Origin of the sequence: Iodobacter ciconiae, from assembly GCF_003952345.1 — a bacterium.
GTDB lineage: Bacteria > Pseudomonadota > Gammaproteobacteria > Burkholderiales > Chitinibacteraceae > Iodobacter > Iodobacter ciconiae.
This window is the reverse complement of record NZ_CP034433.1, coordinates 515165-537016: the sequence shown is the minus strand read 5'-3', so window position 1 is coordinate 537016 and position 21852 is coordinate 515165. Positions and strand designations below refer to the sequence as shown.

Genomic DNA, 21852 nt, shown 5'->3' with positions numbered 1-21852 from the left:
CGCAAATGTTTCAAGCCCAGCGGGCTGACAACCAGCCAGCCGCTCCTACAAGTATCAGATAGCGTGCAGCTTTACCCAATATCATCCACAACGCAACTTGCCGCCAGGGCCAGCGTAGCCAACCGGCCACAGCGCACAAAATATCGCCGGCCACCGGCAGCCAGGTTAGTAATAAACTGATCGGGCCAATTCGCTCTGCCCAGGCAACAGCCTTACCTTTGGGTGCTGCAGGCAGACGGCGCCCCATCCATACCGTAAGTAACCCGCCCAGAGTATTTCCCGCTGTAACCACCAGCAAAGCGGGCATAACGCCTTGGGAATTAAAGTGCAGGTAGGCCAGCAGAGCTGCTTCGGAATTACCCGGCAGCAAGGTGGCCGATAAAAAAGCCGAGGCAAACAGACCCGACAACCACACAGGTTCAATCATCAAAAGTGAAAGTCTTCCCGGGCATGGGCGCTGATTGCTTGGCTTAAATCAGCAAAAAATTCACCCGCTTCACGGGTGCTTTGCCAAACACCTTCAGCCAAACGGTAGTGATAACCTCCCGAGCGTGCAGCAATCCACAACTCCTGATTGGCTGCATGACGGTTTACAATGATTTTGCTGTGATCTGCAAACTCGATCTCCAATACATTGCCAGAGAGTAAGGTATCTACGTCCAGCCCACTGTTATCCAGTGCCGCCTCAATTTTTGCGAATACACTATCGCTGAGGTCCAGAAACTCGGACTCGGTCATTCAATTGATCTCCTGCATGCTAGAATTGCGATTCTGCCACTAAATACTGACCAGTAGCCAAAATGATACGTGCGCTGTTATTACTATTGACCATCACCACCCTTGCAGCTTGCGGATTTAAAGGTGGCCTGTATCTGCCCAAAGCGCCTGCAAGCAGCACCACGGCCAGTGAGCCTGCCACGGCTAAATAATACCGCATCGGCAGAATAAACCACTGTACCTACCCTAAATGATAGAGATACTCTTCCCCAGCACATGGGTGGTTAAAACAATGGCGGTGGAGGTTGAGCCAAATACATTCAGCTCATCAATAATGCGCTGCAGATGCTCTACATCTCTGGCCAGCACCCGCATCACCGCGCCATCTTCGCCAGTCACCGTATAGCAATCAATAATCTCCGGGCAATCCGCCACAAATTGCGCATAAGGCCTGCCTTGCTGGGTGGACAGCCGGATCATGGCGGTAATCTGATACCCCAAAGCCTTGGGGTTAATATCTGCCCGATAGCCGCGAATTACATTGCTGCTCTCCAGCCTTTTAATCCGCTCCGAAACGGCTGGCTGGCTTAAGTGCACTTGCCTGCCGATTTCTGCATGCGATATGCGCGCATCGGTTTGCAAGATTTGCAGGATTTTCTGATCAAAAAGATCGATTTTCGGATTCATAGGCATACTCGGCTTATTTCCAGTGATACTCAGGGTGAATCCGGCATTTACTTATGAAATGCCCTGTATTCCACACAATTAGCTTGCTAGTATAAGTCCATTATATCTACTTAACTGCCCCTAGCCATGATATCAAATAGTCAGATTGCCCAGATTGCCGAGCAGTACTCCACCCCCTGCTGGGCCTATGATGCGGCAACCATCCGGGCGCAAATTGCCCGCCTGCGCCAATTTGATGTGATTCGCTTTGCGCAAAAAGCCTCCAGCAATATTCATTTGCTTAAACTTATGCGTGAAGAAGGCGTGCTGGTCGATTCGGTTTCGCTGGGCGAAGTAGAGCGTGCACTCGCAGCAGGCTTTGTGCCAGACAATAGTGCCAAACATGCGCCGATTGTGTTTACCGCTGATTTGCTAGATAAAAAAGCATTAGCCCGCGTGGTAGAGCTCAATATCCCGGTGAACTGTGGCTCGCCGCAAATGCTGGAGCAACTGGGGCAGGCGCACGCGGGTCATCCGGTGTGGCTGCGCATCAACCCCGGTTTTGGTCATGGTCATAGCCGTAAAACCAATACCGGTGGCGAGCAAAGCAAGCATGGTATCTGGTTTGAGCACCTGGCCGAAAGCCTGGCCATTATCAATCAATATGGTCTGAAGCTCATCGGCCTGCATATGCATATTGGCTCCGGCGTTGATTATGATCACTTGCAAAGCGTTTGCGATGCCATGATTGCCCAGGTCAAAACCTGCGCTCAGGATTTATCGGCGATTTCGATTGGCGGTGGCTTATCGATTCCTTACCAAGCTGGCGAAGCAATCGTCGATACCGATCATTATTTTCAGATTTGGGATAAGGCGCGTCAGGAAATCGAAGCGCATTTAGGCCACAAAATCAGCATGGAAATCGAACCGGGCCGCTTTTTAGTGGCGCAATCGGGCTGCCTGATTTCTGAGCTGCGCGCGCAAAAACAAGTGGGCAGCAACTTTTTTGCCCTGGTTGACGCAGGTTTTAATGACTTAGCCCGCCCTGCAATGTATGGCAGCTACCACCGCATCAGCAGCTATGCCCCCGATGGCACACCACGCGGCGGCGCACTTCGCCCCACCGTTGTGGCCGGGCCTTTATGCGAATCAGGTGATGTATTTACCCAGATTGAAGGCGGTGAAGTCACGACTCAGGATTTACCGCATTGTGAAATCGGCGATTTGCTGGTGTTTCACGATACCGGCGCATACGGCGCCAGCATGTCGTCCAACTACAATTCGCGCCCACTCATCCCCGAAGTACTGGTTGATAGCGAGCAAATCACGCAAATCCGCCGCCGCCAGACGGTGCAAGAATTGATTGCGCTGGAGATGTAAGCAGCTAAACAGCAGGCTTAATTTCCTCTGTTTGCTCTGCGATAATCCCAGGGTGGCACAGGCCGGGCCTCTTGCCAAAGTCCCAATCTGCCCTGCCTGGCTTGCTGCTCTAGACTTTGGTAGCGCTCAAAATCAGCGCTGCTTTGCTTGCCCTTGGCAAAGTGCTGATAGTGCCAGGCAAAGCCCGCCTTGATTTGCTCGCCATTAATATCTGTATTTCCCAGCTGCAACACCACCACGCGGCGCTGATAGCGATCAGTATCCACCACCTGCGCCTGAACATGCTTCTGAGACACCCAGCGATCCAGATTGCGCCTTGCCTCGCTGCCAAAAGGCTGGCTGTATTCCGGTGCATCGATAAAAGCCAGGCGCAGCTGCCGCTCTTGGTTTTGATCGTCACGAATCACCAGAGAATCCCCGTCCTTTACCTTAATCACAACGCCATTGATGAAGGGCTGACTGGGCTCATCAGCTCTACAAGCGGTGAGTAAGAAAAACAACAAGCACAATCTGAACATCGCCCGCCCTCTGCTTGCAAAATTCTGTATAGCAGCTGCACTTTACTTCGCCCTTATCGCTCGCCACAACAAGCGTGGCCAGTCCTGCCAAATTAAGACAGGCCGATGGCGGAACACATCAGGCTGTAGCTTCAGCTTTTCTAAAATCGCATCGCCCCCCAGGATGGTAAGGCGGATTTCTAAGCCGATCCGGCCCGGTAAAATTTTGCCCAGTGGCGCGCCTGCGTGCAGCATTTTTTGGCTGCGCCGCACCTGGAACGCCATTAAGCGCCGCCAGTTTGCATTCACGTCTCCTGCTGCGATCTGCACTTCGCTTACCCCAAAGCGCTCTAAATCCGCTTGCGGTAAATAAACACGGCCATTAGCCCAGTCTTTTTCTACATCCTGCCAGAAATTAATCAGCTGCAAAGCACTGCAAATACCATCTGATAAGGCCAGATTACGCGGCGTAGCCAGGCCAAAAATATAGAGCAAAATACGCCCAATAGGGTTAGCAGAACGTCGGCAGTAATACATCAGCTCGCCAAAATCGGCAAAACGATGCTTCGTCACATCCTGCGTAAACGCATCAAGCAGATCGTGATAAAGCTCAATGGGAATCTGATATTGGTGGGTCGCCACGGCAAGGGCCTGATAACGTGCGGTAAGCGGCGTTTGCTTTGCAGCAATTAAATCTAACTCTGCCCGGCATGCGGCCAGAGCGGCCAGGCGCTCTTTCGGCGAGGCATCACCTTCATCTGCCAAATCATCGGCATGACGGGCAAAGTGATAAACCGCTGCCACCGCCTTACGATATTTTCGAGGCAAAAGTAAAGAGGCTACGGGAAAATTCTCGTAGTGCCCAACGACTTGTTCGGGAGTAATTGCAACCATAGCTGAACCTAATCTGACACGAAAAGCACACAATAACAAGGCATGCTATACTCGAGTAGCATTGCCTCAGTTGGGGCATTGAGCCCGTGTTCTTATCTTTTATAATTAAAGGGAATCTCATGAAAAAATGGCTTATTGCCTTACTAAGTGCCTTTGCTCTTAGCGGTATGACTCTTGCAGCTGTAGATATTAACACCGCCAGCCAGGAACAACTGGAAGCGGTTAACGGGCTTGGGCCAGCAAAAGCCAAAGCGATTATCGAATATCGCAGTAAAAATGGCCCGTTTAAAAGTGCAGAAGATCTGAAAAAAGTCCCCGGTATCAAAGATGGTGTTTTTAACAAAGTAAAAGCTGAAGTATCGGTAGGCGGCAAAATGGCAGCGCCTGCAGCAGCAGCCAAAGCAGAAAAAATGGAAAAACCAATGAAAGCTAGCCAGGCAGCAAGCAAAATGGAAAAAATGGACAAAGCAGTAAAAGCCAGCATGCCTGCTAAGAAATAAGCACTAAAACCTTAGAAAAGGCACCTTAGGTGCCTTTTTTTATACCTGCTTCTATTTATGTACGCCAAATCCTCAATATTTGTCACACTCAGCCCAAATCACCCGAAACCATTTTTAACTTGAACCAGACCCGCTCTCGTGGAATGCTGTGTAATCTTTTGCACTTAAATGATCACTCATCATGACTGATAGCCGCACTTGGGTTGCCCGTGCGATTCGCACTATTGAAGCTGATTTCAACCGCTCTGCGGACACCCACTTAATCCCGCTGGATCTACCGGGGTTTCCCGATATCGATTTCTACTTAAAAGATGAGTCCAGCCATCCAACGGGTAGCTTGAAGCATCGCCTGGCCCGCTCACTTTTTTTGTATTCTCTGGCCAATGGCTGGATTAATGCCACAAGCACGGTGATCGAAGCATCCAGCGGCTCCACCGCGATTTCCGAGGCTTATTTTGCACGGCTACTGGGCCTGCCCTTTATTGCAGTGATGCCTGCGTGCACCAGCCCAGAAAAAATTGCAGCGATTACTTTTTACGGCGGGCGCTGCCATTTGGTAGATGATCCAACCACGCTACATAGCGAATCGCTCAGGCTTGCCGCAGAAACCGGCGGCCACTTTATGGATCAATTCACCTACGCCGAGCGCGCCACCGACTGGCGGGCCAATAATAATATTGCCGAATCTATTTTTGCCCAGATGGCACTGGAACCTCACCCAATTCCTCAATGGATAGTGGCAAGCTGCGGCACAGGCGGCACGTCTGCCACTCTTGGACGCTATGTACGTTACCGTCGACACAGCACAAAAATTGCCTGTGTTGACCCGGATAACTCAGTATTTTTTGATGCATTTTGTAGTAAAGATCGCAGCTTAAGCCTGCATTGCGGCTCACTCATCGAAGGCATTGGCCGCCCTAAAGTTGAAGCATCTTTTATTTCCTCGGTCATCGACAGCATGTTCCAGGTGCCTGACGCACTCTCAATTGCGGCGACACGCTGGCTGGCTGAAAAATTAGGCCGCAGGGTAGGCGGATCAACAGGCTGTAATCTGGCAGGCGTACTAGCATTAGCACTGGAAATGAAAGCCGCAGGGCAAAAGGGCAGCATCGTAACCCTGCTGTGCGATAGCGGCGAGCGTTATGCGCATTCTTGCTACAACGACGCATGGCTGGCAGAACGAGGCATTGATATTGCCCCCTGGCTGGAGCAGCTCAAAGGCATTACCGAACGAGGTGAAAAACTGAGTTTACGGCGGGCAGATCAGGGCTAAGGAGGGGAAGTAGTTTCAGCAGCTAATACATAGCAGTGAAAACGCCACCCAGCATAAAACCCAAATCTTAAACCACGGAGAAAAGGGAGAGCACGGAGGGCCACGGAGAAAAACATACGGGAAAGCAAAGTTTTCTCCGTGAAACTCCGTGTTCTCTGTGCCCTCTGTGTTTCAATACTTGGGTTTTGGATAGCATTTTCGCGGTTATTTATCCGCCCTAACTCCCATCAACCAAATCGCCCTTGGCGCATCCATTTAGTTGCAATCCACTTCTCGCCTTTAAGCACAGGGTTGCCACCGTGCAGGGTTAAAGGGTCAGTCTGGCTCTGGCTATTACAGTATTCAAAATAAACTGCTGAGCCTTTTTTGGGTGCAATGGTAAGTCCCAGTTCAGGGAAAATTGTTTCACCGCCTTCATCCACATCATTTAAGTACATCACAAGAGTGGACACCCGCTGCCCGCCATTTTTTAAATGAACCTGACTTCCCTGATCGGCAACAGGAAAATAATCAAAGTGCGGTTTATATTCCCCGCCAATTTTATAATTTAAAATCTGCATGCCTTCGCCGTTTTCAATCGGCCAATGCATCACTTCGGCAATCCGGCGATCCAGCCTGGCAATAAATTCATTTTCATTCACCGTAAAAAACGTGCCATAACTACTGCGATCATCAATAACTTCTTCAGTACCAGTTTGTGGATCAACAATCGTTGAGCGCTTTAATTTATTTTTAGACAGATGCACTAGCTCATCGCATTCTTCAATCGATAAAACATCATCTAAAATGGCCACAACCGGCTTATTCACTCTGGCGCTTACCCGAACTGCACGATCATGCGTTTGAATCACCCCACCTTCCATCGGGAACCGGGGTCGCTCGGCCATGTAGGCTGCGGCGGGGACCCGGGCCACCGCCTGAGTTGATCCATTTGAAAAATGAAAAACAATTGCATTGGCAAAAATAGGGTCAAAGCCTTTTCCCGCCATCACCTCGACCAGCGATTGCGGCGCACAGCCCCTTGCCAGATTATCGATAATCCAATTCTGCCAGTCTGCTGTAATCTCTGTCTTCATTGCTCCACCCTCATTTTAAATTTATTTTGTAATGATACTCTTACAAGACAAAACCCTTACTGTCATCCTTATTTGTGCAGCCGTTGTAAACAGGAGAAGATGAACACTCGGGCAATATTTTACTAAGCTGATCAAATACTTAATATTAAAGTAGGGCAGGGATAATTTCCCAGGCAGGGTATTAAACATAATGCCCATCCCCTGCCCGCAAAAGAAGAGCCGTGGCGTTTTTTTGCACCTTCATTTATTCAGTCAGCGCAGTTTGCCAAGAGCGCCGGGCGTGGGCTGTGTTAAAATTGGCACCTTGATTTTTGTAGACGTGAGACTTGGCTTAGAATGGAACTTTCAGCCCTTACCGCCCTATCCCCGCTCGACGGTCGTTATGAAAAACAGCTCGCCGATTTACGTCCACATTTTAGCGAATACGCACTGGTTAAAAACCGCGTTGCCGTTGAAATTGCCTGGCTAAAAGCCCTCGCAGCAGAAGCTGCCATTGAAGAAATTAAGCCTTTCTCTGCCGCCACCATTGCCGAACTTGATGCAGTTGTCGCCCAGTTTTCACCAGAGCATGCGCTGGAAGTAAAAACGATTGAGCGCACCACCAACCACGATGTAAAAGCCGTGGAATACTGGATGAAAGAACGTTTGTCCGGCAACGCCGAAGTCAGTGCAGCCAGCGAGTTCATCCATTTCGCCTGCACTTCGGAAGACATCAATAATCTGAGCCACGCCCTGATGCTAAAAGGCGCGCGTGACACAGTTATGCTGCCCAAGCTCAAAGAAATGATCGCTAAACTCAAAGAGCTGGCTCACGACTTAGCCGATGCGCCCATGATGAGCCGCACCCATGGTCAGCCGGCAACGCCGACCACCATGGGCAAAGAAATGGCCAATGTGGCTTATCGCCTTGAGCGTCAGCTGGTTCGCATTGAAAAAACCGAGCTACTGGGCAAAATTAATGGCGCAGTAGGCAACTACAATGCGCACATCTCCGCCTACCCGGATTTTGACTGGGAAAGCTTCTGCCGCCGCTTTGTAGAAAGTCTGGGTATCAGCTTTAATGCCTACAGCACGCAAATTGAATCACACGATTATATGAGCGAGCTATACGACACATTTACCCGCACCAATACGATTCTGATTGATATGAACCGGGATATCTGGGGTTATATCTCGCTGGGATTTTTTAAACAACGTGTCAATAAGAACGAAATTGGCTCTTCCACCATGCCACATAAGGTAAATCCGATTGACTTTGAGAACTCCGAAGGCAATCTGGGCATGGCCAATGCGATGCTAACTCATCTATCACAAAAGCTGCCTGTCAGCCGCTGGCAAAGAGACCTTACCGATTCTACCGTATTGCGTAATATGGGCGTTGGTTTAGGCTACAGTCTGCTTGCTTATGTAGCTTGCCTAAAAGGCCTGAATAAACTGGAAGTCAATCGTCAGGCCATGCTTGATGATCTGAATTCCAACTGGGAAGTACTGGCCGAGCCAATCCAGACCGTGATGCGCCGTTATGCCGTGCCCAATGCCTATGAGCAGTTAAAAGAGCTCACCCGTGGCAAGAGCGGTATGACGCGCGAAGCACTGGCGGTATTTATTGATGGTTTAGAAATTCCCGAACCAGAAAAAACCCGCCTGAAAGAGCTGACGCCAAGCAGCTATATCGGTAAAGCAATAGAGCTCGCACAACGGATCTAAAATCCAATCTGAACGGGCGCCTCAAGCGCCCGTTTTTCTGCCAAGCCCGCATCAGACTTTGATGCACAAAGCACGATATTGAATGTCGGAGACAATGGTGAAACGTAAAGTATTATTGGGTAGTGCAATCACAGCCATCATCCTGTCCACAGCCTATATTGGCGGTGCCTATGTATCTGGAAAAGCGGCTGAAAAAACACTGCAAAAGCAGCACGAGTGGCTAAGCAGCCTGCCCTACTTTATTGTAAAAAATCGTGAATATCAGCCAGGCTGGTTCAGCTCCAGCGAAAAAACCACCCTGCTCCTCAACCCCGAACTTTATCGATTTTTTATTGAGCGTGCAGACACTGAATTACCTAAATTTGAAGTGACCTACACCCAGCGTATTCAGCATGGGCCGCTCCCGCTGCTTAGTCGTTTCAATTTGCGTCCCTATAAAGCGGTAGTTGAATCCGAATTTGTGTTTTCTGCAGAAACACAAAAATTTCTAGGCCAATTTTTCGGCACACAAAAACCAATCCATATTGAAAACCGCATCGGCTTCAATGACGATGGCGTTATTTTAATAAAAGTACCGGGTTTTAATTATGAAGAAGCCATTTCAGGTGTAAAAGCCAAATGGAAAGGCTTTGATGCCACCCTGAATTACGGCGGAGATTTTAACAGCATCAAACTTATCGCCAATGCACCAGGTTTATCTGGCGAAGCCAAGGACAAACTCGCTTTTGCATTCAACGATTTTACATTTGGTTTTGACCATGTGCGTGGCAAAACAGGCATCATGCTGGGCACAACCAATGCCAGCCTGGCTAGTTTTAATATGCAGCTATCAGAAGGCACACCAATTCAGCTCAAATTGGAAAACCTGAAATACGCAGGTGATATTGCCGAAAAAGGCGAGTTTATTAATGGTAATGCAAATATTAATCTAGCTAAATTAATACTCGACAACCAGCCTTACGGCCCGGCTGAGCTACAAGCAAGCGCAAGCCACTTACACGGCCCGACGCTAGCCAAGCTGGCCGATGAATTCACTGCATTACAAAAAAAGCAGCTAAAGCGTGATGAGTTTTCGGCAGAGCTTGTTAAACTGGTTAAAACCCACGGCATGCCCCTGCTCACGCACGACCCGCTGCTGGCGATTAAAAAGTTTGATATCAAGCTGCCAGATGGCTCGATTCGCTTCACCACCGAAGTCGGCCTCAAAGGCTTCCTGCCCAGCGATCTTGATAAACCAGTCGAATTTGTAAACAAGCTCCATGCCAAAGCCGATTTCTCTGTCCCGCGCAAAGTCATCGAAACCATGGTGATGTGGCAAGCCCGCAATATGTTCGGCGGCCCGGATAGTGGCGTCGCTGCAGATGATCTTGACTATCTGGCAGGGCAATTTGTAGAAGGCCAGATCAATAAGCTAACTGACCAAAACCTGATCCGCAGCGAAAACGGCCTGCTCTCGGCCAAAGCTTCGCTAGAAAAAGGCATATTCTTACTTAATGACATTAATGTGCCACTCCCCTGGCAAGAACCTGTGGCAACACAATAAACTTCACCCATAAAAAAACCGCCATCATTGGCGGTTTTTTTATGCTCAACATCACCCGGTTCTGAAGATGCCTCATCAGGCAGGTTAAGCAGGGCAATCAGTGCAGCTGCGGATTGACCTCGGTTATCCCGTGCCCGATAAAGAGCTGGGTCACGTCCACCTGGTCAAACTGGTATTTCTCATTACAAAATTCACAGCCCACATCCACATGGCCATGCTCGGCAAGCAGGCCTTCAATTTCGGCTTTACCCAACATTTTCAGCATGCCACCTACGCGCTCACGTGAGCAGGTACAGGCGAAGCTTGGAAATACAGGATCAAAAATGCGAACTTTTTCTTCGTTATATAGGCGATAAAGTGTCTCGCGCAGCGGCAAAGTCAGCAGCTCTTCGTTTTGAATTGTTTGTGATAAAGCGCTAACACGATCCCAGCCATCCGCATCACCCTGACCTTCTGGTAACTTCTGAATCAGAAGACCACCAGCCATTTCACCGTCAGCAGCAAGCCAGATACTGGTGTCCAGCTGCTCTGAGCGCTGCATATAATTTTCGATGATTTCAGCTACGCTCTGACCTTTTTCGAAACCCACAACCCCCTGCCAGGTTTCACCATCTTGCGGGTCAATCATAATAGAAAACTGCCCCTGGCCAATTAGCTCGGCAAGAGTTGCATCACTGGAAATCAAACCTTCCCAGCGCGCAGTAGCCCGCATAGTCATTTCACTGGTGCATTCCACCACCAGCATTTTCAGCGGCCCATTACCGCGCAATTGCATGACTAAAGTACCATCAAGTTTAATCGTTGCAGTCAGTAAGGCAGCAGCTGCAAGCAGCTCGCCAATCCGCTTTTGCAATACAGGCGGATAGGGGTGGCGGGTAAGCACTTCTTTATAAGTACCATCAAGCTGAACAATTTCGCCGCGCACCGGCAGGCCATCAAACAAAAAACGCTCGAGTGAATCTTTCATTTTTATTCTCAACTTAAAAAGCTGTAGCAAGCGAAACTTAAGCCACAAGTATTATTTTCCAGATTTCGACGTGCGTGCCTGCACGCATTCAAGGGTATAGCTGGTCATCGGCATGGACGAGCTGACATCAAAAGCACAACCGGCTTCAACACCAATACGCGCAATATCAGCGGCGCTTAAATCCGGATTGTCATAAACAGCATTCATCGCACCAATTGCATAATCACGGCCACTACCTATGCCCCAAAAACGCTGGTACTCATAGACTTCACGCAGACTATAAACAGCAAAAATACCGTGGGGATTGGCCAAAAGAACAGTCATCTGGCTGGATTCGTACGGATCGTCTTCTTCTTCATCTACTTTAAGAAAAAAGTCATCTTTAAGCTTGGGGTGAAGCTTTCTAAAGCTATCAAAAATGGCAGCTCTATCACTGAAACCCAGATTTTTTACTTTTTTAAGCGCCGCTTGCAAAACCAGATCGTGTGCAGCGCTGCCTGCAATCGAAAAAAAGCCACCCTGCGCTGCAAAAATTTTATTCCAGCATGCATCATCACCCGCACCCAGCCGGGTATCGCCAAAAGTGGACTGGCTATCCGCCGCAATAGCGATCTGATCGCCTTTTTTAACGACAACTACCGTGGTCATTGATTTTCCTTTATTATTTTTTAGAGTTGTATCACTCTTGCTCTTCAATCAGCTCAATCAAGCGAATCAAGGCATGGCGCACTGTTTGCCTGCGCACATCAGCCCGATCACCATCAAATAATTCCTGCTCGGTAATAATCCCCGCCGGCCCCGCAAAAGCAAAGCAAACCGTACCAACCGGCTTTTCCGCACTGCCACCGGAAGGCCCGGCCACGCCGCTCACGGCAACCCCCCATTCAGCATTCGCAAAACTGCACGCACCTTGCACCATCGCAGCAACAACAGGCTCGCTCACCGCGCCCAGCCTGGCGATAAAATCCGGTGGAACGGCCAGCATATCCATTTTGGCTTTGTTGGAATAAGTAATATACCCACGCTCAAACCATGCCGAGCTGCCTGCTACATCAGTAACCGCACCGGCAATCAGGCCACCGGTGCAAGATTCTGCGGTTGTTACGCTCTGGCCGCGAGCCAGCAGCAAACGGCCAAGCTGAGTTGCCAATACCAACATGAGGGTGACACCTTTATATTTCAAATATAAACAAATGGGCAGAACAAAACCTGCGTATTGATTCGATATTGCTCGCAAGTTTCACCTGCCCTGCAGCATGCGCAACATGGCATGGACTTTAGCAATGCCTATCGGCGCAATATCATGCCTGCCTTACATTTCCTAAGCCGCAACCGGGCCCGCTGGCTGGCGAATAAAATTTTCGCGGTAAAACTTCAGCTCATCGATCGATTCCTGAATATCTGCCAAAGCAGTATGTGCGCCGCGCTTTTTAAATTGCTTGGCAACCTCTGGCTGCCAGCGTTTGCACAGCTCTTTTAACGTGGATACATCCAGATTGCGATAATGGAAGAATTCTTCCAGCTTAGGCAGATATTTCACCAGGAAACGGCGATCCTGATGCACCGAATTGCCGCATAGAGGCGATGCGCCCTGAGGCACATATTCTTGTAAAAAGGCAATCAATTGCGTTTCTACTTCGGCCTCTGTAAGGGTCGAGGCTTTCACTTTAGCAATTAAGCCTGACTTACCATGGGTATTTTTATTCCAGTCATCCATGGCATTTAAAACGCTGTCATCCTGATGCACCACAAATACGGGGCCTTCGGCAATCATATTTAGATTACTATCGGTGATAATGACGGCAATTTCGATCACGCGCTCTTTCTCGGGATCAAGCCCAGTCATCTCCATATCAACCCAGATGAGGTGGTTCTTGTCTTGTGGCATACTTGGCCCTATTCAATCACACAAAAATGCTATTTTACCCGCAAATGAACGCTAATCAGTTCTCCCTCCTCTTTCTGTTTGCTTTAACGGCCAGTGTAATATTGCAACTCTGGCTGGCGATGCGCCATATCAACCATGTAAAACGCCACCGGAGCAGTGTGCCCGCCGAGTTTGTAACTGAAATCACCCTGGCCTCGCACCAGCGCGCCGCCGATTACACTGTAGCAAAAACACGTTTTGGTATGATCGTTACCCTGTTTGAAGCCATGCTTTTAGGCGCGTTTACTTTAGGTGGCGGAATTGAGTGGCTGAATCATCTGATATCAGGCTGGTTTAGCTCATCACACTGGGCCGGAGTCGCTTTAATTGCAGGGATCACCCTGCTGCATAGTTTCATTACCCTACCATTTACTTTAATTTCCACTTTTAAAATTGAAGCTGGTTTTGGCTTTAATAATATGAGTGCCACATTATTTATTGCCGATACGCTTAAAACCACAGCCGTAGCGGCCGTGATTGGCTTGCCACTTTTGGCGGGCGTATTGTGGCTCATGGAACAGATGGGCACATATTGGTGGCTATGGGTCTGGGCCGTTTGGGTGGGATTTTCACTCTTATTAATGTGGGCATTTCCAACTTTTATTGCACCTATTTTTAATAAATTTGAACCCTTATCCGATCCGGATTTAAAAGATCGTATCGAATCGCTATTAAGCCGCTGTGGTTTTAAAACCAATGGCATTTTTGTAATGGATGGCTCCAGGCGCTCCAGCCATGGCAATGCCTATTTCACGGGGCTGGGTAAAGCCAAACGAATTGTATTTTTTGATACCTTACTCAAACACCTGAACAGCACAGAAGTTGCTGCGGTATTAGCCCATGAATTAGGCCACTTCAAGCATCGCCATATTGCCAAACGCATGCTTTGGACCTTTGGATTAATGCTGGGCATGCTGTGGGTCTTAGGGCAATTAAAACAAGAGTTATGGTTTTATCAGGGCCTTGGCGTGAGCAATCATTCCACCGCCACAGCACTTTTATTATTCTTTTTGGTAATGCCTGTATTCACCTTTATTTTTGCCCCGATCAGCTCAATGTCATCGCGTAAACATGAATATGAAGCCGATGCCTACGCTGCAGCGCAGGAATCATCCGTTGATTTAATTAATGCACTGGTCAAGCTTTATCGCGATAATGCTGCCACGCTGACTCCAGACCCATTACACAGTATGTTTTACGATAGTCACCCGCCAGCAGCATTACGGATCGCGGCATTGAAAAAACTGAATTAGACTAATTCTAATTATTTGATCATTTCAAAGAGAGAATGGAATATGTCACTCAGCACTGAAAACTGCCAGGATGGTGCAACAAAACTCAGTGAAGTAGAAGCAGAAATGCTCTCTACCGATCTGCAAGACTGGATCGTGAGCGAAGCCTACCTGGAAAAAACATTTCGCTTTAAAAATTTTTACGAAACGATGGGTTTTGTCAATGCAGTGGCCTGGATGTCCAATCAACAGGATCATCATCCAGATTTAGATGTAAGCTATAGCCGTTGCCGTGTGCGCTGGAGCACACATAGTGCAAACGGAATCAGCCGCAATGATTTTATCTGTGCTGCCCGCTCGGATACACTTCATAAGAAAAGCTAGCCATCTTCCGGGGCGCAAGCCATAGCGCCCGCCCCGGCTCCTGTCTGTATTTATGATTTATCTGCGTGCCCCCCTTGAAACGCCCTCACTTTAAAAAGCAACTTCATGACTGAAACCGCCCGTATCGTCGCTAGCCACGGTAAGTCCTATATTATTGAATGCGCAGGTGGCAAGCGCCTTCGGGCCAGTACCCGTGGTAAAAAAACGGATTACTCCTGCGGCGACTTAGTCGATATCCAAATTTTAAACGATGAACAAGCCGTCATTGAGCGGGTACTGGAACGCAAAACACTGCTGTATCGCTCGGACGCCTGGAAAAGCAAACTGATTGCCGCCAATGTAACGCAACTCATTATTGTGGTGGCTTCAGAACCCAGCTTTTCAACCGAACTGATCAGCCGCTGTGCCATTGCTGCCGAAGCCGGTGGAATTCAAACACTAATTTGTTTAAATAAATGCGATTTACCGTCGGCTACTGCCGCAAAAGAACGGCTGCAATACTTTGTAAATCTGGGCTACAAGCTAATTGAGATTTCAGCTTTAGAGAATATCGCGCCATTGCGTGATTCATTAGCCGGGCATATTTCTGTACTGGTTGGGCAATCAGGGATGGGTAAATCCACCATTACCAATGCCCTCTTGCCCGATGCCAATGCACGCGTGAATGAAATCTCGGTAGCGCTTGATTCAGGTAAACACACCACCACCAACGCCACCTTTTATCATCTGGACACCGAGTCAGCGCTAATTGATTCACCGGGCCTTCAATCTTTTGGCCTGGCACATATTACCGCACAAGATTTACCCGCTTATTTCCCGGAGTTAAAAGAGCGTATTGGCACCTGCCGCTTTCATAATTGCCGCCACCGCCAGGAGCCGGCTTGCGGCATGCGGGCGGGAGTTGAAGAAGGCACAATCAGCCCGCAAAGGCTTGCCCTGCTGCATCGCTTACAAGATGAATTAAGCTCCGGCAGCCGCTACTAATAAACCCATCTTCCATGCATATTTAAAAAATGCACCACCCGGCCAGGCATAACAATTAAGCGATTAAAATAGCGCTGTATCAGCCCCTATTTTACTTTGCAAAAAGCCTGGCTTCATCGAACAAGCCGGGAAAATACATAAAACAATGAGCATGAAGACCTGATATCCACCCTGTAAAAAAACCAATCAAACTCACCTCATATAAGTAATATGATTGATTTAGTTTATGATCTGTTTGTTATATGCAAAAAACAGCCCTATTTCTCGATAAAAACAAGAAATTATTTACAATAAACACAGTTCACACTATGACTCGCCACGCAAAGTAGGCAAAATTAGCGTCTAATTTTTTGTAGTGATTCAATATGGTTGCTGTTACCCGCCCACTTGCCCAATCCATCGCAGAAGCGGCAGATCCCGACCGCTGGCTTAACGCTTTAACAGAGCGTTATCCGCCAACAGATATTATTCGCCTGCGTCAGGCGCTCGACTGGGTGTTTGAGCAATACGGCCAGCGCACTCATATCGATACCGGCAACTCGCTTTTCCAGCACGCCGTAGCCAGTGCTTCCATCGTGGCGGACTTGCGTCTTGATGCCAATTCGGTCATTGCCACTCTTTTGTTTGCACTACCCACCCAGCTTAATCAGCCTATGGAGCTGGTTAATACTCACTTTGGTGCCGATGTCACCCGCCTGCTTGATGGTGCCAGCAAGGTCAGCAAATTACGCAGTCTGGCCCATCCAGCCAGTGGCAAGGCACAAGATGCCGCCCAGCAAATTGAAGCCGTGCGCAAAATGCTGATTGCTATGGTAGAAGACATCCGCGCTGTACTGATCAAGCTGGCCTGGCGCACGCAAACCATGCATGAGCTGGCCCGTGCACCGGACGATGTACGCCGCCGTATTGCCCAGGAAACGCTCGATTTATTCGCGCCATTAGCCAATCGTTTGGGCGTGTGGCAAATCAAATGGGAGCTGGAAGACTTAGGCTTTAGATACCTTCACCCGGATACTTATAAAAAAATTGCCAGGCTACTGGATGAGCGCCGTGTCGATCGGGAAAAATTTATTGATGAGGTGCTAAGCACCCTCAGAATTGAGCTCAATAATGCCGGAGTTAAAGCCGACCTAATGGGGCGGCCCAAGCATATTTTCAGCATCTGGAAAAAAATGCAGAAAAAAAAGCTCGATTTCTCTGAGCTTTACGATATCCGTGCCGTGCGTATTCTGGTTCCGGATTTAAAAGACTGCTATACCGCGCTTGGTATTGTTCACAATCTGTGGCAACCGATTCCAGGCGAATTTGACGATTATATTGCCCATCCTAAAGGTAACTCCTACCGCAGCCTGCACACGGCAGTCATTGGTGAAAATGATAAAGCTGTTGAAGTGCAAATCCGGACCACCGAAATGCACGAGCACGCCGAATATGGTGTTGCCGCACACTGGCGCTATAAAGAAGGCGGCCAGGGGGACGCACGCTACGAAGAAAAAATTGCCTGGCTGCGCCAGCTCCTGGACTGGCGTGAAGATATGGCCAGCGAAACCCAATTTGCCGAGACATTCAAAGCCGAGCTCTTTGACGACACCATTTATATACTCACCCCTGCCGGGCGCGTCATTACTTTGCCCAAGGGCAGCACTCCGGTAGATTTTGCCTACCATGTGCACACCGATCTTGGCCATCGCTGCCGTGGTGCCAAAGTAAACGGCCAGATTGTGCCGCTCTATACCGCACTTGAAAATGGTCAGAGAGTAGAGATCTTATCTGCCAAAGAAGGCGGCCCCAGCATAGACTGGCTGCATCAGGGTTATGTAAAAAGCCACCGCGCCGCAAGTAAAGTCCGCCACTGGATACGTCAGCAGCATCAGGATATTGCCATTGAAGCGGGTCGCTCTATTTATGATAAGGAAGCCATCCGCTGCACCGCCCGAGACGCTAATCAGGACAATATTGCCGCTAAATTAGGCTGTAAACATATTGAAGAGCTGTACGCTGCACTAGGCCAGGGAGAAATCTCCCAGCGCGAGCTAAACCACGCATTCAGAGAAAGCCAGGCCCCTGCCGAGCCGGCCCAGGAGCAGCCTAACGACTTCATTAAAGCAGCAAAGGCCAATGGCAATGGTGAGGGCATTCTGATCGAAGGGGTCGATAAACTAATGACCCTGCTTGCCAAGTGCTGCAAGCCGGTTCCTCCCGACCATGTTATGGGTTTTGTCACCAGGGGGCGGGGCATTTCCATTCACCGCAGTGACTGCAGTACGCTCAAACGCTTAGCCAGCGAGGCACCGGAGCGCCTGATCAATGCCGACTGGGGCATTCAGCGCGGCCATGTTTTTGCCACGGATTTACTGGTTGAAGCGCATAACAACCGTGGAACTTTGCTGCGTGATTTAAGCGATATCATGGCTCGTGAACGGATCAACGTTACCGCCGTTAACACACAAAATAAAGATCAGCGTGTATTAATGCGATTCACATTAGAAATCAGGGATGCCGAACAATTACAAAGAATCCTAACTAAATTACAAGATGTGAATGAAGTGATTCGTGTTATACGCGGATAATACCCGGACCGGCTTTGTTGCAAGCATCGCGTGGTAGATTTTCTGGTGGTCATGGAGCCAGGTTTGCTTATGCAGCTATTTTAACGACAGTGAGGCTTCGCCAATACCCGCAGCAGAGCCTGTCAGGGATATCAAACATCATCATAAAAATGATGTTTTATGGTTTTGACTATTAAAGCGCATTAAAACTCATTCTATATGTATTTGGCGTCACGCCAAGCCGCTTGCTAAATACAATACGCATACGCTCTGCAGTCATAAATCCACACTCAAAAGCAATGGTCTTTAACGGCAGATTGCTGCTTTCAAGCAGACGGCGTGCATTATCAATACGAATCTGATCAATAAATTGGTGTGGCGTAATTTGGTTAAGCTGAACAAATAATCTGGCAAAATTACGCGAACTCATACCTGCAATTGCGGCGAGCCTGTCAACACTAAACTGCTGCTGAAAATGATTCATCACAAATTGCTGCACCTTGGCCATAGGTGAGTGCTCATCTATAGGTGCAATCAGATAGGGGCTAAACTGGGATTGCCCGCCCCGGCGTTGTGCAAAGACCAGTAAGCGCTTGGCTACTGTTAAAGCAATCCCGGCACCGTGGTCTTCAGCCACAATCGCCAGAGCCGCATCGATGCCTGCAGTGACCCCTGCAGAGGTCAAAAGATTGTCATCCCGAATGTATATGCTGTCTAAATCTACCTGTGCTTCAGGAAACTGCTGAGCAAGTTGCGGTGCATTTTGCCAGTGCGTAGTCACCCGTTTGCCATTTAATAAGCCTGCCTGGCCTAAAACAAACGCCCCCGTACAAATTGAGCCGTAACGCTTACACAGCGGAATAGTTTTAATTACCCAGTCAATCAGGTTTTTACGGGGTGGTGCAACGGGTAATTTCGGGCCGCCAGCAATAAGTGCGATGTCAAACGATCGAACAGCATCTGCATAAGTAAGATCTGCGACCAGCTGCATACCGTTAGAGGCCCGAATGGGGGCTTCGGTCGAACCAATGAGGCGTATTTCATAGCACTCGCTTTGTGCCACAAACTGATTTGCTTCCGCAAATACATCGACTGGCCCTGCAACATCCAGTGCTTGTACGTCAGGAAAAATAGCAATAGCAACCGAACGCATGACTAGCCTAACTCGCACATATTGTACCTAAGCATAATCGGCAGAAAACAGGGGGCTTTTGGCAGTAAGCAGGGCAAGCTTTGCGTTGCCCGCATTGCCAGATCTAACATAAAGTACATTGCAGTAAACAACAGTACTTAACACTTCCGAATTATACATTATTTGAATTGGAGACTACATTATGGTCAAGATCATCGCTGGAATTAAAATCCCTGACAGTCAAATGGCAAGGGATGCCACTCAGCTGGTAAGAGATACAGAATCAGACTTGTTATTTAATCACTCAACCCGTGTATTTTTATTTGGCGCATTAACGGGTGAGCGCAAAAAAATGGACTGCAATTTAGAGCTGCTTTATATCGGCGCAATGTTTCATGATATGGGTCTGGTTTCACCATACAGCAGTAAAGGCGATCGCTTTGAAGTAGATGGTGCCAACGCCGCCCGTACATTTTTACAAGGCTATGGCATCAATGACAGCGAAATCGAGCAAGTCTGGGATTCAATCGCTCTGCACACCACGCCTGGCATTCCACAGCACAAAAAACCCGTAGTTGCTTTAGTGACAGCAGGGGTTGAAATGGACGTGCTGGGGCTTGAGTATGATAAATTCAGTACAGAGCAACGAGAAGCCGTTATCAAAGCCCACCCTAGGGAAAGCAATTTCAAAGAAGGTATTATTGATGCCTTTGCACAAGGCACCATGCATAAACCAGAAACTACATTTGGGAATGTAAAAGCCGACGTTCTGGCGCTCAAACTACCTAATTACCACCGGGTAAATTTTTGCAGCTTAATCTTGGGCTCAGCTTGGAGTGACGGCTGCAAGACAGCTAACTGCCTGATACATGGCAAAGCATAGACTTAACAATCATCCAGCCCCTGCAAGAGACAAAAAACGTCTTCTTATAGGGGGCTGGCCTGCTTTATAAACAGAAATATCCCCAGTTTTAAGCTCACTGAAACATCAGGCACGTAACACCTAAAAGCTAATTCCGCCCAGTCCCATATCTGGGTGCTCGTTATTGTAAGTCCAAAACCATTACTGTTTCTTGCGTTGCTGCGGGTTATTAGGCCGAATGTGGGCTAGTTCAATTGATTGTTGTTTGCCCAATTATTAAGCAGATGACTCATAGCTTATTTTCGCTCTCTGACTTACGCGTCATCATCAAGATATCCATACCGCTAAATTGAGCTCGTCACTTATAAATTGATCTTGGCTTTCATATAGAGCTCCTTAAAGACTGTGAGAAAATTCTGTTTAAAAATGAATAGGTTTTACGGGAGATTACCCCATTGACAATGTAATAAACTGGCGGGTAATCTGCACAATATGGAAACGTTACCACAAATAGCTAACAGCATTCGTGAAGTCGCAGCCCTGGCGCAAACCTCAGTATCCACGGTTTCACGGGTGCTCAACCAGTCAGGCTACGTCAGAGCCGAAGTGCGCGAGCGCATTGAGCGCGTGATTACGGCCACCGGCTTTGTACCCAGTGCCGTGGCTAAGGGCTTGCAGCGCCGCCAGTCTTCGCTGGTGGGTGTGGTCATTCCCCGTATCGATTCCTACAGCATCAGCGCAATGGTGGCCGGCATCTCCACCGTACTGGAAGCAGCTGGCTACAGCCTGCTGCTAGCACATACCGACAATCAGGTAGAACGCGAACTCAAGGCTCTGCAGCTATTCAAGGAGCAGCGCGTCAATGGCGTGCTGCTGCTGGCCGCTGAGCTTGGCGAACAGCATCGTCAGGCCTTTTCCCTGCTGAAGCTGCCACTGGTGGTGCTGGGCCAGGATGCATCCGGTCTGGGCATCAGCTGCGTATTGCAGGACGAATGTGCCGCCTCCACTACCCTGACACAGGCGCTGCTGGCACGCGGCCATCGCCGCATTGGCTATATCGGAGTAAATGACCGCGATATTCAGGTAGGTGGCGAGCGCAAACGCGGTTATCAAACAGCCTTGTCTGCTGCCGGTATTGCTGCAGATAGCACACTGATAACCGCTGGCGGCTTTGATTTCGCCAGTGCCGCCCTGGCTGTGGACCAGCTGATGGCCCTACCCCAGCCTCCTACAGCCCTGCTGGCCGCTACCGACAGACTGGCCATTGGCGCAATCAGCCGGCTGGCCGAAAAAGGCTTACACGTACCGGACAATATATCGGTAGTGGGCATGGGCGATATTGATATCGCGGCCATGATGCAGCCCCGGCTCTCCACCGTACATTATGATTACCAGGCCAGCGGCAGCCGGGCTGCACACCTGCTGCTAGCCCAACTGAAGCAAGAAATAACGGCCACCAGCAAGGCCGTGATGCCGTTTACCATCAAAATGCGCGATAGCACACGGCAGTTGGCCCCTTGAAAAGGCGGGTCTTTTTAAAACGCAAATGTGGTAACGTTACC

Annotated in this window: 23 protein-coding genes; 11 read left to right on the top strand and 12 right to left on the bottom strand. The window is 49.0% G+C overall.

Annotation, left to right across the window (positions count from 1 at the left end; translation table 11 throughout):
- Window positions 1-10: 10 nt before the first annotated feature.
- From EJO50_RS02315 to EJO50_RS02300, 4 genes are read right to left on the bottom strand one after another with little or no spacing between them, the layout of a single operon-like run.
- Window positions 11-427: a YqaA family protein gene (locus EJO50_RS02315; RefSeq protein WP_125971393.1), complete on the bottom strand. Its 417-nt coding sequence runs from the start codon at window positions 425-427 to the stop codon at window positions 11-13.
- The gene (cyaY, locus tag EJO50_RS02310) at window positions 427-738 is read right to left on the bottom strand and encodes an iron donor protein CyaY (protein ID WP_125971392.1); all 312 of its coding nucleotides are present in this window, start codon (window positions 736-738) and stop codon (window positions 427-429) included. Before cyaY ends, EJO50_RS02315 begins: the two co-directional genes overlap by 1 nt.
- A 19-nt stretch (window positions 739-757) precedes the next feature.
- Window positions 758-937 (bottom strand): hypothetical protein, encoded by a 180-nt coding sequence (locus tag EJO50_RS17830; RefSeq protein WP_233702155.1) that lies wholly within the window; start codon window positions 935-937, stop codon window positions 758-760.
- Between the two features lie 26 nt (window positions 938-963).
- Window positions 964-1410 carry an Lrp/AsnC family transcriptional regulator gene (locus tag EJO50_RS02300; protein ID WP_125971390.1) on the bottom strand — a complete coding sequence of 149 codons (447 nt, stop codon included), beginning with the start codon at window positions 1408-1410 and terminating at the stop codon, window positions 964-966.
- Between the two features lie 120 nt (window positions 1411-1530).
- Here EJO50_RS02300 and lysA point away from each other — a divergent pair, with 120 nt between their 5' ends.
- On the top strand, window positions 1531-2763 hold the full coding sequence (gene lysA / locus EJO50_RS02295) for a diaminopimelate decarboxylase (RefSeq protein ID WP_125971389.1): 1233 nt from the start codon (window positions 1531-1533) through the stop codon (window positions 2761-2763).
- Window positions 2764-2780: 17 nt separating this feature from the next.
- Here lysA and EJO50_RS02290 read toward each other — a convergent pair whose 3' ends face one another.
- Both EJO50_RS02290 and hpnC read right to left on the bottom strand, forming a co-directional pair.
- Entirely contained in the window at window positions 2781-3281 is a 501-nt protein-coding gene (locus tag EJO50_RS02290; protein ID WP_125971388.1) for a thermonuclease family protein, read from the bottom strand.
- A gap of 42 nt (window positions 3282-3323) precedes the next feature.
- Complete coding sequence (hpnC, locus tag EJO50_RS02285) at window positions 3324-4154, bottom strand: squalene synthase HpnC (protein ID WP_125971387.1); 831 nt, start codon at window positions 4152-4154, stop codon at window positions 3324-3326.
- Window positions 4155-4273: 119 nt separating this feature from the next.
- Between hpnC and EJO50_RS02280 the strand changes: the two genes are divergently transcribed.
- Both EJO50_RS02280 and EJO50_RS02275 read left to right on the top strand, forming a co-directional pair.
- On the top strand, window positions 4274-4654 hold the full coding sequence (locus tag EJO50_RS02280) for a ComEA family DNA-binding protein (RefSeq protein WP_125971386.1): 381 nt from the start codon (window positions 4274-4276) through the stop codon (window positions 4652-4654).
- Between the two features lie 181 nt (window positions 4655-4835).
- The gene (locus EJO50_RS02275) at window positions 4836-5927 is read left to right on the top strand and encodes a PLP-dependent cysteine synthase family protein (RefSeq protein ID WP_125971385.1); all 1092 of its coding nucleotides are present in this window, start codon (window positions 4836-4838) and stop codon (window positions 5925-5927) included.
- A gap of 227 nt (window positions 5928-6154) precedes the next feature.
- On the opposite strand, the gene EJO50_RS02270 is transcribed toward EJO50_RS02275, so the two are convergent.
- Window positions 6155-7003, bottom strand: a complete 849-nt coding sequence (locus tag EJO50_RS02270; RefSeq protein ID WP_125971384.1) for a 2OG-Fe(II) oxygenase — start codon at window positions 7001-7003, stop codon at window positions 6155-6157.
- A gap of 336 nt (window positions 7004-7339) precedes the next feature.
- Between EJO50_RS02270 and purB the strand changes: the two genes are divergently transcribed.
- Both purB and EJO50_RS02260 read left to right on the top strand, forming a co-directional pair.
- The gene (gene purB / locus EJO50_RS02265) at window positions 7340-8710 is read left to right on the top strand and encodes an adenylosuccinate lyase (protein ID WP_125971383.1); all 1371 of its coding nucleotides are present in this window, start codon (window positions 7340-7342) and stop codon (window positions 8708-8710) included.
- Window positions 8711-8792: 82 nt separating this feature from the next.
- Window positions 8793-10253, top strand: coding sequence for a YdgA family protein (locus tag EJO50_RS02260; RefSeq protein WP_125971382.1), 1461 nt, complete (start codon window positions 8793-8795; stop codon window positions 10251-10253).
- Window positions 10254-10350: 97 nt separating this feature from the next.
- On the opposite strand, the gene hslO is transcribed toward EJO50_RS02260, so the two are convergent.
- From hslO to orn, 4 genes are all read right to left on the bottom strand, one after another.
- Window positions 10351-11220, bottom strand: coding sequence for an Hsp33 family molecular chaperone HslO (hslO, locus tag EJO50_RS02255; RefSeq protein WP_206434434.1), 870 nt, complete (start codon window positions 11218-11220; stop codon window positions 10351-10353).
- Between the two features lie 51 nt (window positions 11221-11271).
- Window positions 11272-11868 (bottom strand): MFS transporter, encoded by a 597-nt coding sequence (locus EJO50_RS02250; protein ID WP_125971381.1) that lies wholly within the window; start codon window positions 11866-11868, stop codon window positions 11272-11274.
- Between the two features lie 31 nt (window positions 11869-11899).
- Window positions 11900-12379, bottom strand: coding sequence for a CinA family protein (locus EJO50_RS02245; protein ID WP_125971380.1), 480 nt, complete (start codon window positions 12377-12379; stop codon window positions 11900-11902).
- Window positions 12380-12541: 162 nt separating this feature from the next.
- Window positions 12542-13108 carry an oligoribonuclease gene (gene orn, locus EJO50_RS02240; protein ID WP_125971379.1) on the bottom strand — a complete coding sequence of 189 codons (567 nt, stop codon included), beginning with the start codon at window positions 13106-13108 and terminating at the stop codon, window positions 12542-12544.
- Window positions 13109-13134: 26 nt separating this feature from the next.
- Here orn and EJO50_RS02235 point away from each other — a divergent pair, with 26 nt between their 5' ends.
- From EJO50_RS02235 to EJO50_RS02220, 4 genes are all read left to right on the top strand, one after another.
- Complete coding sequence (locus EJO50_RS02235) at window positions 13135-14400, top strand: M48 family metallopeptidase (RefSeq protein WP_233702154.1); 1266 nt, start codon at window positions 13135-13137, stop codon at window positions 14398-14400.
- 42 nt (window positions 14401-14442) lie between these two features.
- A complete protein-coding gene (locus EJO50_RS02230; protein WP_125971378.1) occupies window positions 14443-14763 on the top strand; it encodes a 4a-hydroxytetrahydrobiopterin dehydratase in 321 nt (106 codons plus the stop codon).
- Between the two features lie 105 nt (window positions 14764-14868).
- On the top strand, window positions 14869-15747 hold the full coding sequence (gene rsgA, locus EJO50_RS02225) for a ribosome small subunit-dependent GTPase A (protein WP_125971377.1): 879 nt from the start codon (window positions 14869-14871) through the stop codon (window positions 15745-15747).
- Window positions 15748-16112: 365 nt separating this feature from the next.
- The gene (locus EJO50_RS02220) at window positions 16113-18317 is read left to right on the top strand and encodes a RelA/SpoT family protein (RefSeq protein ID WP_125971376.1); all 2205 of its coding nucleotides are present in this window, start codon (window positions 16113-16115) and stop codon (window positions 18315-18317) included.
- 172 nt (window positions 18318-18489) lie between these two features.
- Here the strand turns inward: EJO50_RS02220 and EJO50_RS02215 are convergent, their stop codons facing one another.
- Window positions 18490-19449, bottom strand: coding sequence for a GlxA family transcriptional regulator (locus EJO50_RS02215; protein ID WP_125971375.1), 960 nt, complete (start codon window positions 19447-19449; stop codon window positions 18490-18492).
- Window positions 19450-19630: 181 nt separating this feature from the next.
- Here EJO50_RS02215 and EJO50_RS02210 point away from each other — a divergent pair, with 181 nt between their 5' ends.
- Window positions 19631-20311 carry an HD domain-containing protein gene (locus EJO50_RS02210; protein ID WP_125971374.1) on the top strand — a complete coding sequence of 227 codons (681 nt, stop codon included), beginning with the start codon at window positions 19631-19633 and terminating at the stop codon, window positions 20309-20311.
- Between the two features lie 471 nt (window positions 20312-20782).
- On the top strand, window positions 20783-21811 hold the full coding sequence (locus EJO50_RS02205) for a LacI family DNA-binding transcriptional regulator (RefSeq protein WP_125971373.1): 1029 nt from the start codon (window positions 20783-20785) through the stop codon (window positions 21809-21811).
- The last annotated feature ends 41 nt before the right edge of the window (window positions 21812-21852 follow it).

Excerpts from the sequence above, each read along its gene's own strand:
- EJO50_RS02210 (WP_125971374.1), top strand. The coding sequence starts at position 19,631 with ATGGTCAAGATCATCGCTGGAATTAAAATCCCTGACAGTCAAATGGCA.
- EJO50_RS02250 (WP_125971381.1), bottom strand. The coding sequence starts at position 11,868 with ATGACCACGGTAGTTGTCGTTAAAAAAGGCGATCAGATCGCTATTGCG.
- EJO50_RS02290 (WP_125971388.1), bottom strand. The coding sequence starts at position 3,281 with ATGTTCAGATTGTGCTTGTTGTTTTTCTTACTCACCGCTTGTAGAGCT.
- EJO50_RS17830 (WP_233702155.1), bottom strand. The coding sequence starts at position 937 with ATGCGGTATTATTTAGCCGTGGCAGGCTCACTGGCCGTGGTGCTGCTT.
- EJO50_RS02245 (WP_125971380.1), bottom strand. The coding sequence starts at position 12,379 with ATGTTGGTATTGGCAACTCAGCTTGGCCGTTTGCTGCTGGCTCGCGGC.
- orn (WP_125971379.1), bottom strand. The coding sequence starts at position 13,108 with ATGCCACAAGACAAGAACCACCTCATCTGGGTTGATATGGAGATGACT.
- EJO50_RS02230 (WP_125971378.1), top strand. The coding sequence starts at position 14,443 with ATGTCACTCAGCACTGAAAACTGCCAGGATGGTGCAACAAAACTCAGT.
- EJO50_RS02235 (WP_233702154.1), top strand. The coding sequence starts at position 13,135 with ATGCTATTTTACCCGCAAATGAACGCTAATCAGTTCTCCCTCCTCTTT.
- EJO50_RS02220 (WP_125971376.1), top strand. The coding sequence starts at position 16,113 with ATGGTTGCTGTTACCCGCCCACTTGCCCAATCCATCGCAGAAGCGGCA.
- EJO50_RS02215 (WP_125971375.1), bottom strand. The coding sequence starts at position 19,449 with ATGCGTTCGGTTGCTATTGCTATTTTTCCTGACGTACAAGCACTGGAT.
- EJO50_RS02270 (WP_125971384.1), bottom strand. The coding sequence starts at position 7,003 with ATGAAGACAGAGATTACAGCAGACTGGCAGAATTGGATTATCGATAAT.
- purB (WP_125971383.1), top strand. The coding sequence starts at position 7,340 with ATGGAACTTTCAGCCCTTACCGCCCTATCCCCGCTCGACGGTCGTTAT.
- lysA (WP_125971389.1), top strand. The coding sequence starts at position 1,531 with ATGATATCAAATAGTCAGATTGCCCAGATTGCCGAGCAGTACTCCACC.
- hslO (WP_206434434.1), bottom strand. The coding sequence starts at position 11,220 with ATGAAAGATTCACTCGAGCGTTTTTTGTTTGATGGCCTGCCGGTGCGC.
- EJO50_RS02275 (WP_125971385.1), top strand. The coding sequence starts at position 4,836 with ATGACTGATAGCCGCACTTGGGTTGCCCGTGCGATTCGCACTATTGAA.
- rsgA (WP_125971377.1), top strand. The coding sequence starts at position 14,869 with ATGACTGAAACCGCCCGTATCGTCGCTAGCCACGGTAAGTCCTATATT.
- hpnC (WP_125971387.1), bottom strand. The coding sequence starts at position 4,154 with ATGGTTGCAATTACTCCCGAACAAGTCGTTGGGCACTACGAGAATTTT.
- EJO50_RS02300 (WP_125971390.1), bottom strand. The coding sequence starts at position 1,410 with ATGCCTATGAATCCGAAAATCGATCTTTTTGATCAGAAAATCCTGCAA.
- EJO50_RS02260 (WP_125971382.1), top strand. The coding sequence starts at position 8,793 with ATGTCGGAGACAATGGTGAAACGTAAAGTATTATTGGGTAGTGCAATC.
- EJO50_RS02205 (WP_125971373.1), top strand. The coding sequence starts at position 20,783 with ATGGAAACGTTACCACAAATAGCTAACAGCATTCGTGAAGTCGCAGCC.
- EJO50_RS02315 (WP_125971393.1), bottom strand. The coding sequence starts at position 427 with ATGATTGAACCTGTGTGGTTGTCGGGTCTGTTTGCCTCGGCTTTTTTA.
- cyaY (WP_125971392.1), bottom strand. The coding sequence starts at position 738 with ATGACCGAGTCCGAGTTTCTGGACCTCAGCGATAGTGTATTCGCAAAA.
- EJO50_RS02280 (WP_125971386.1), top strand. The coding sequence starts at position 4,274 with ATGAAAAAATGGCTTATTGCCTTACTAAGTGCCTTTGCTCTTAGCGGT.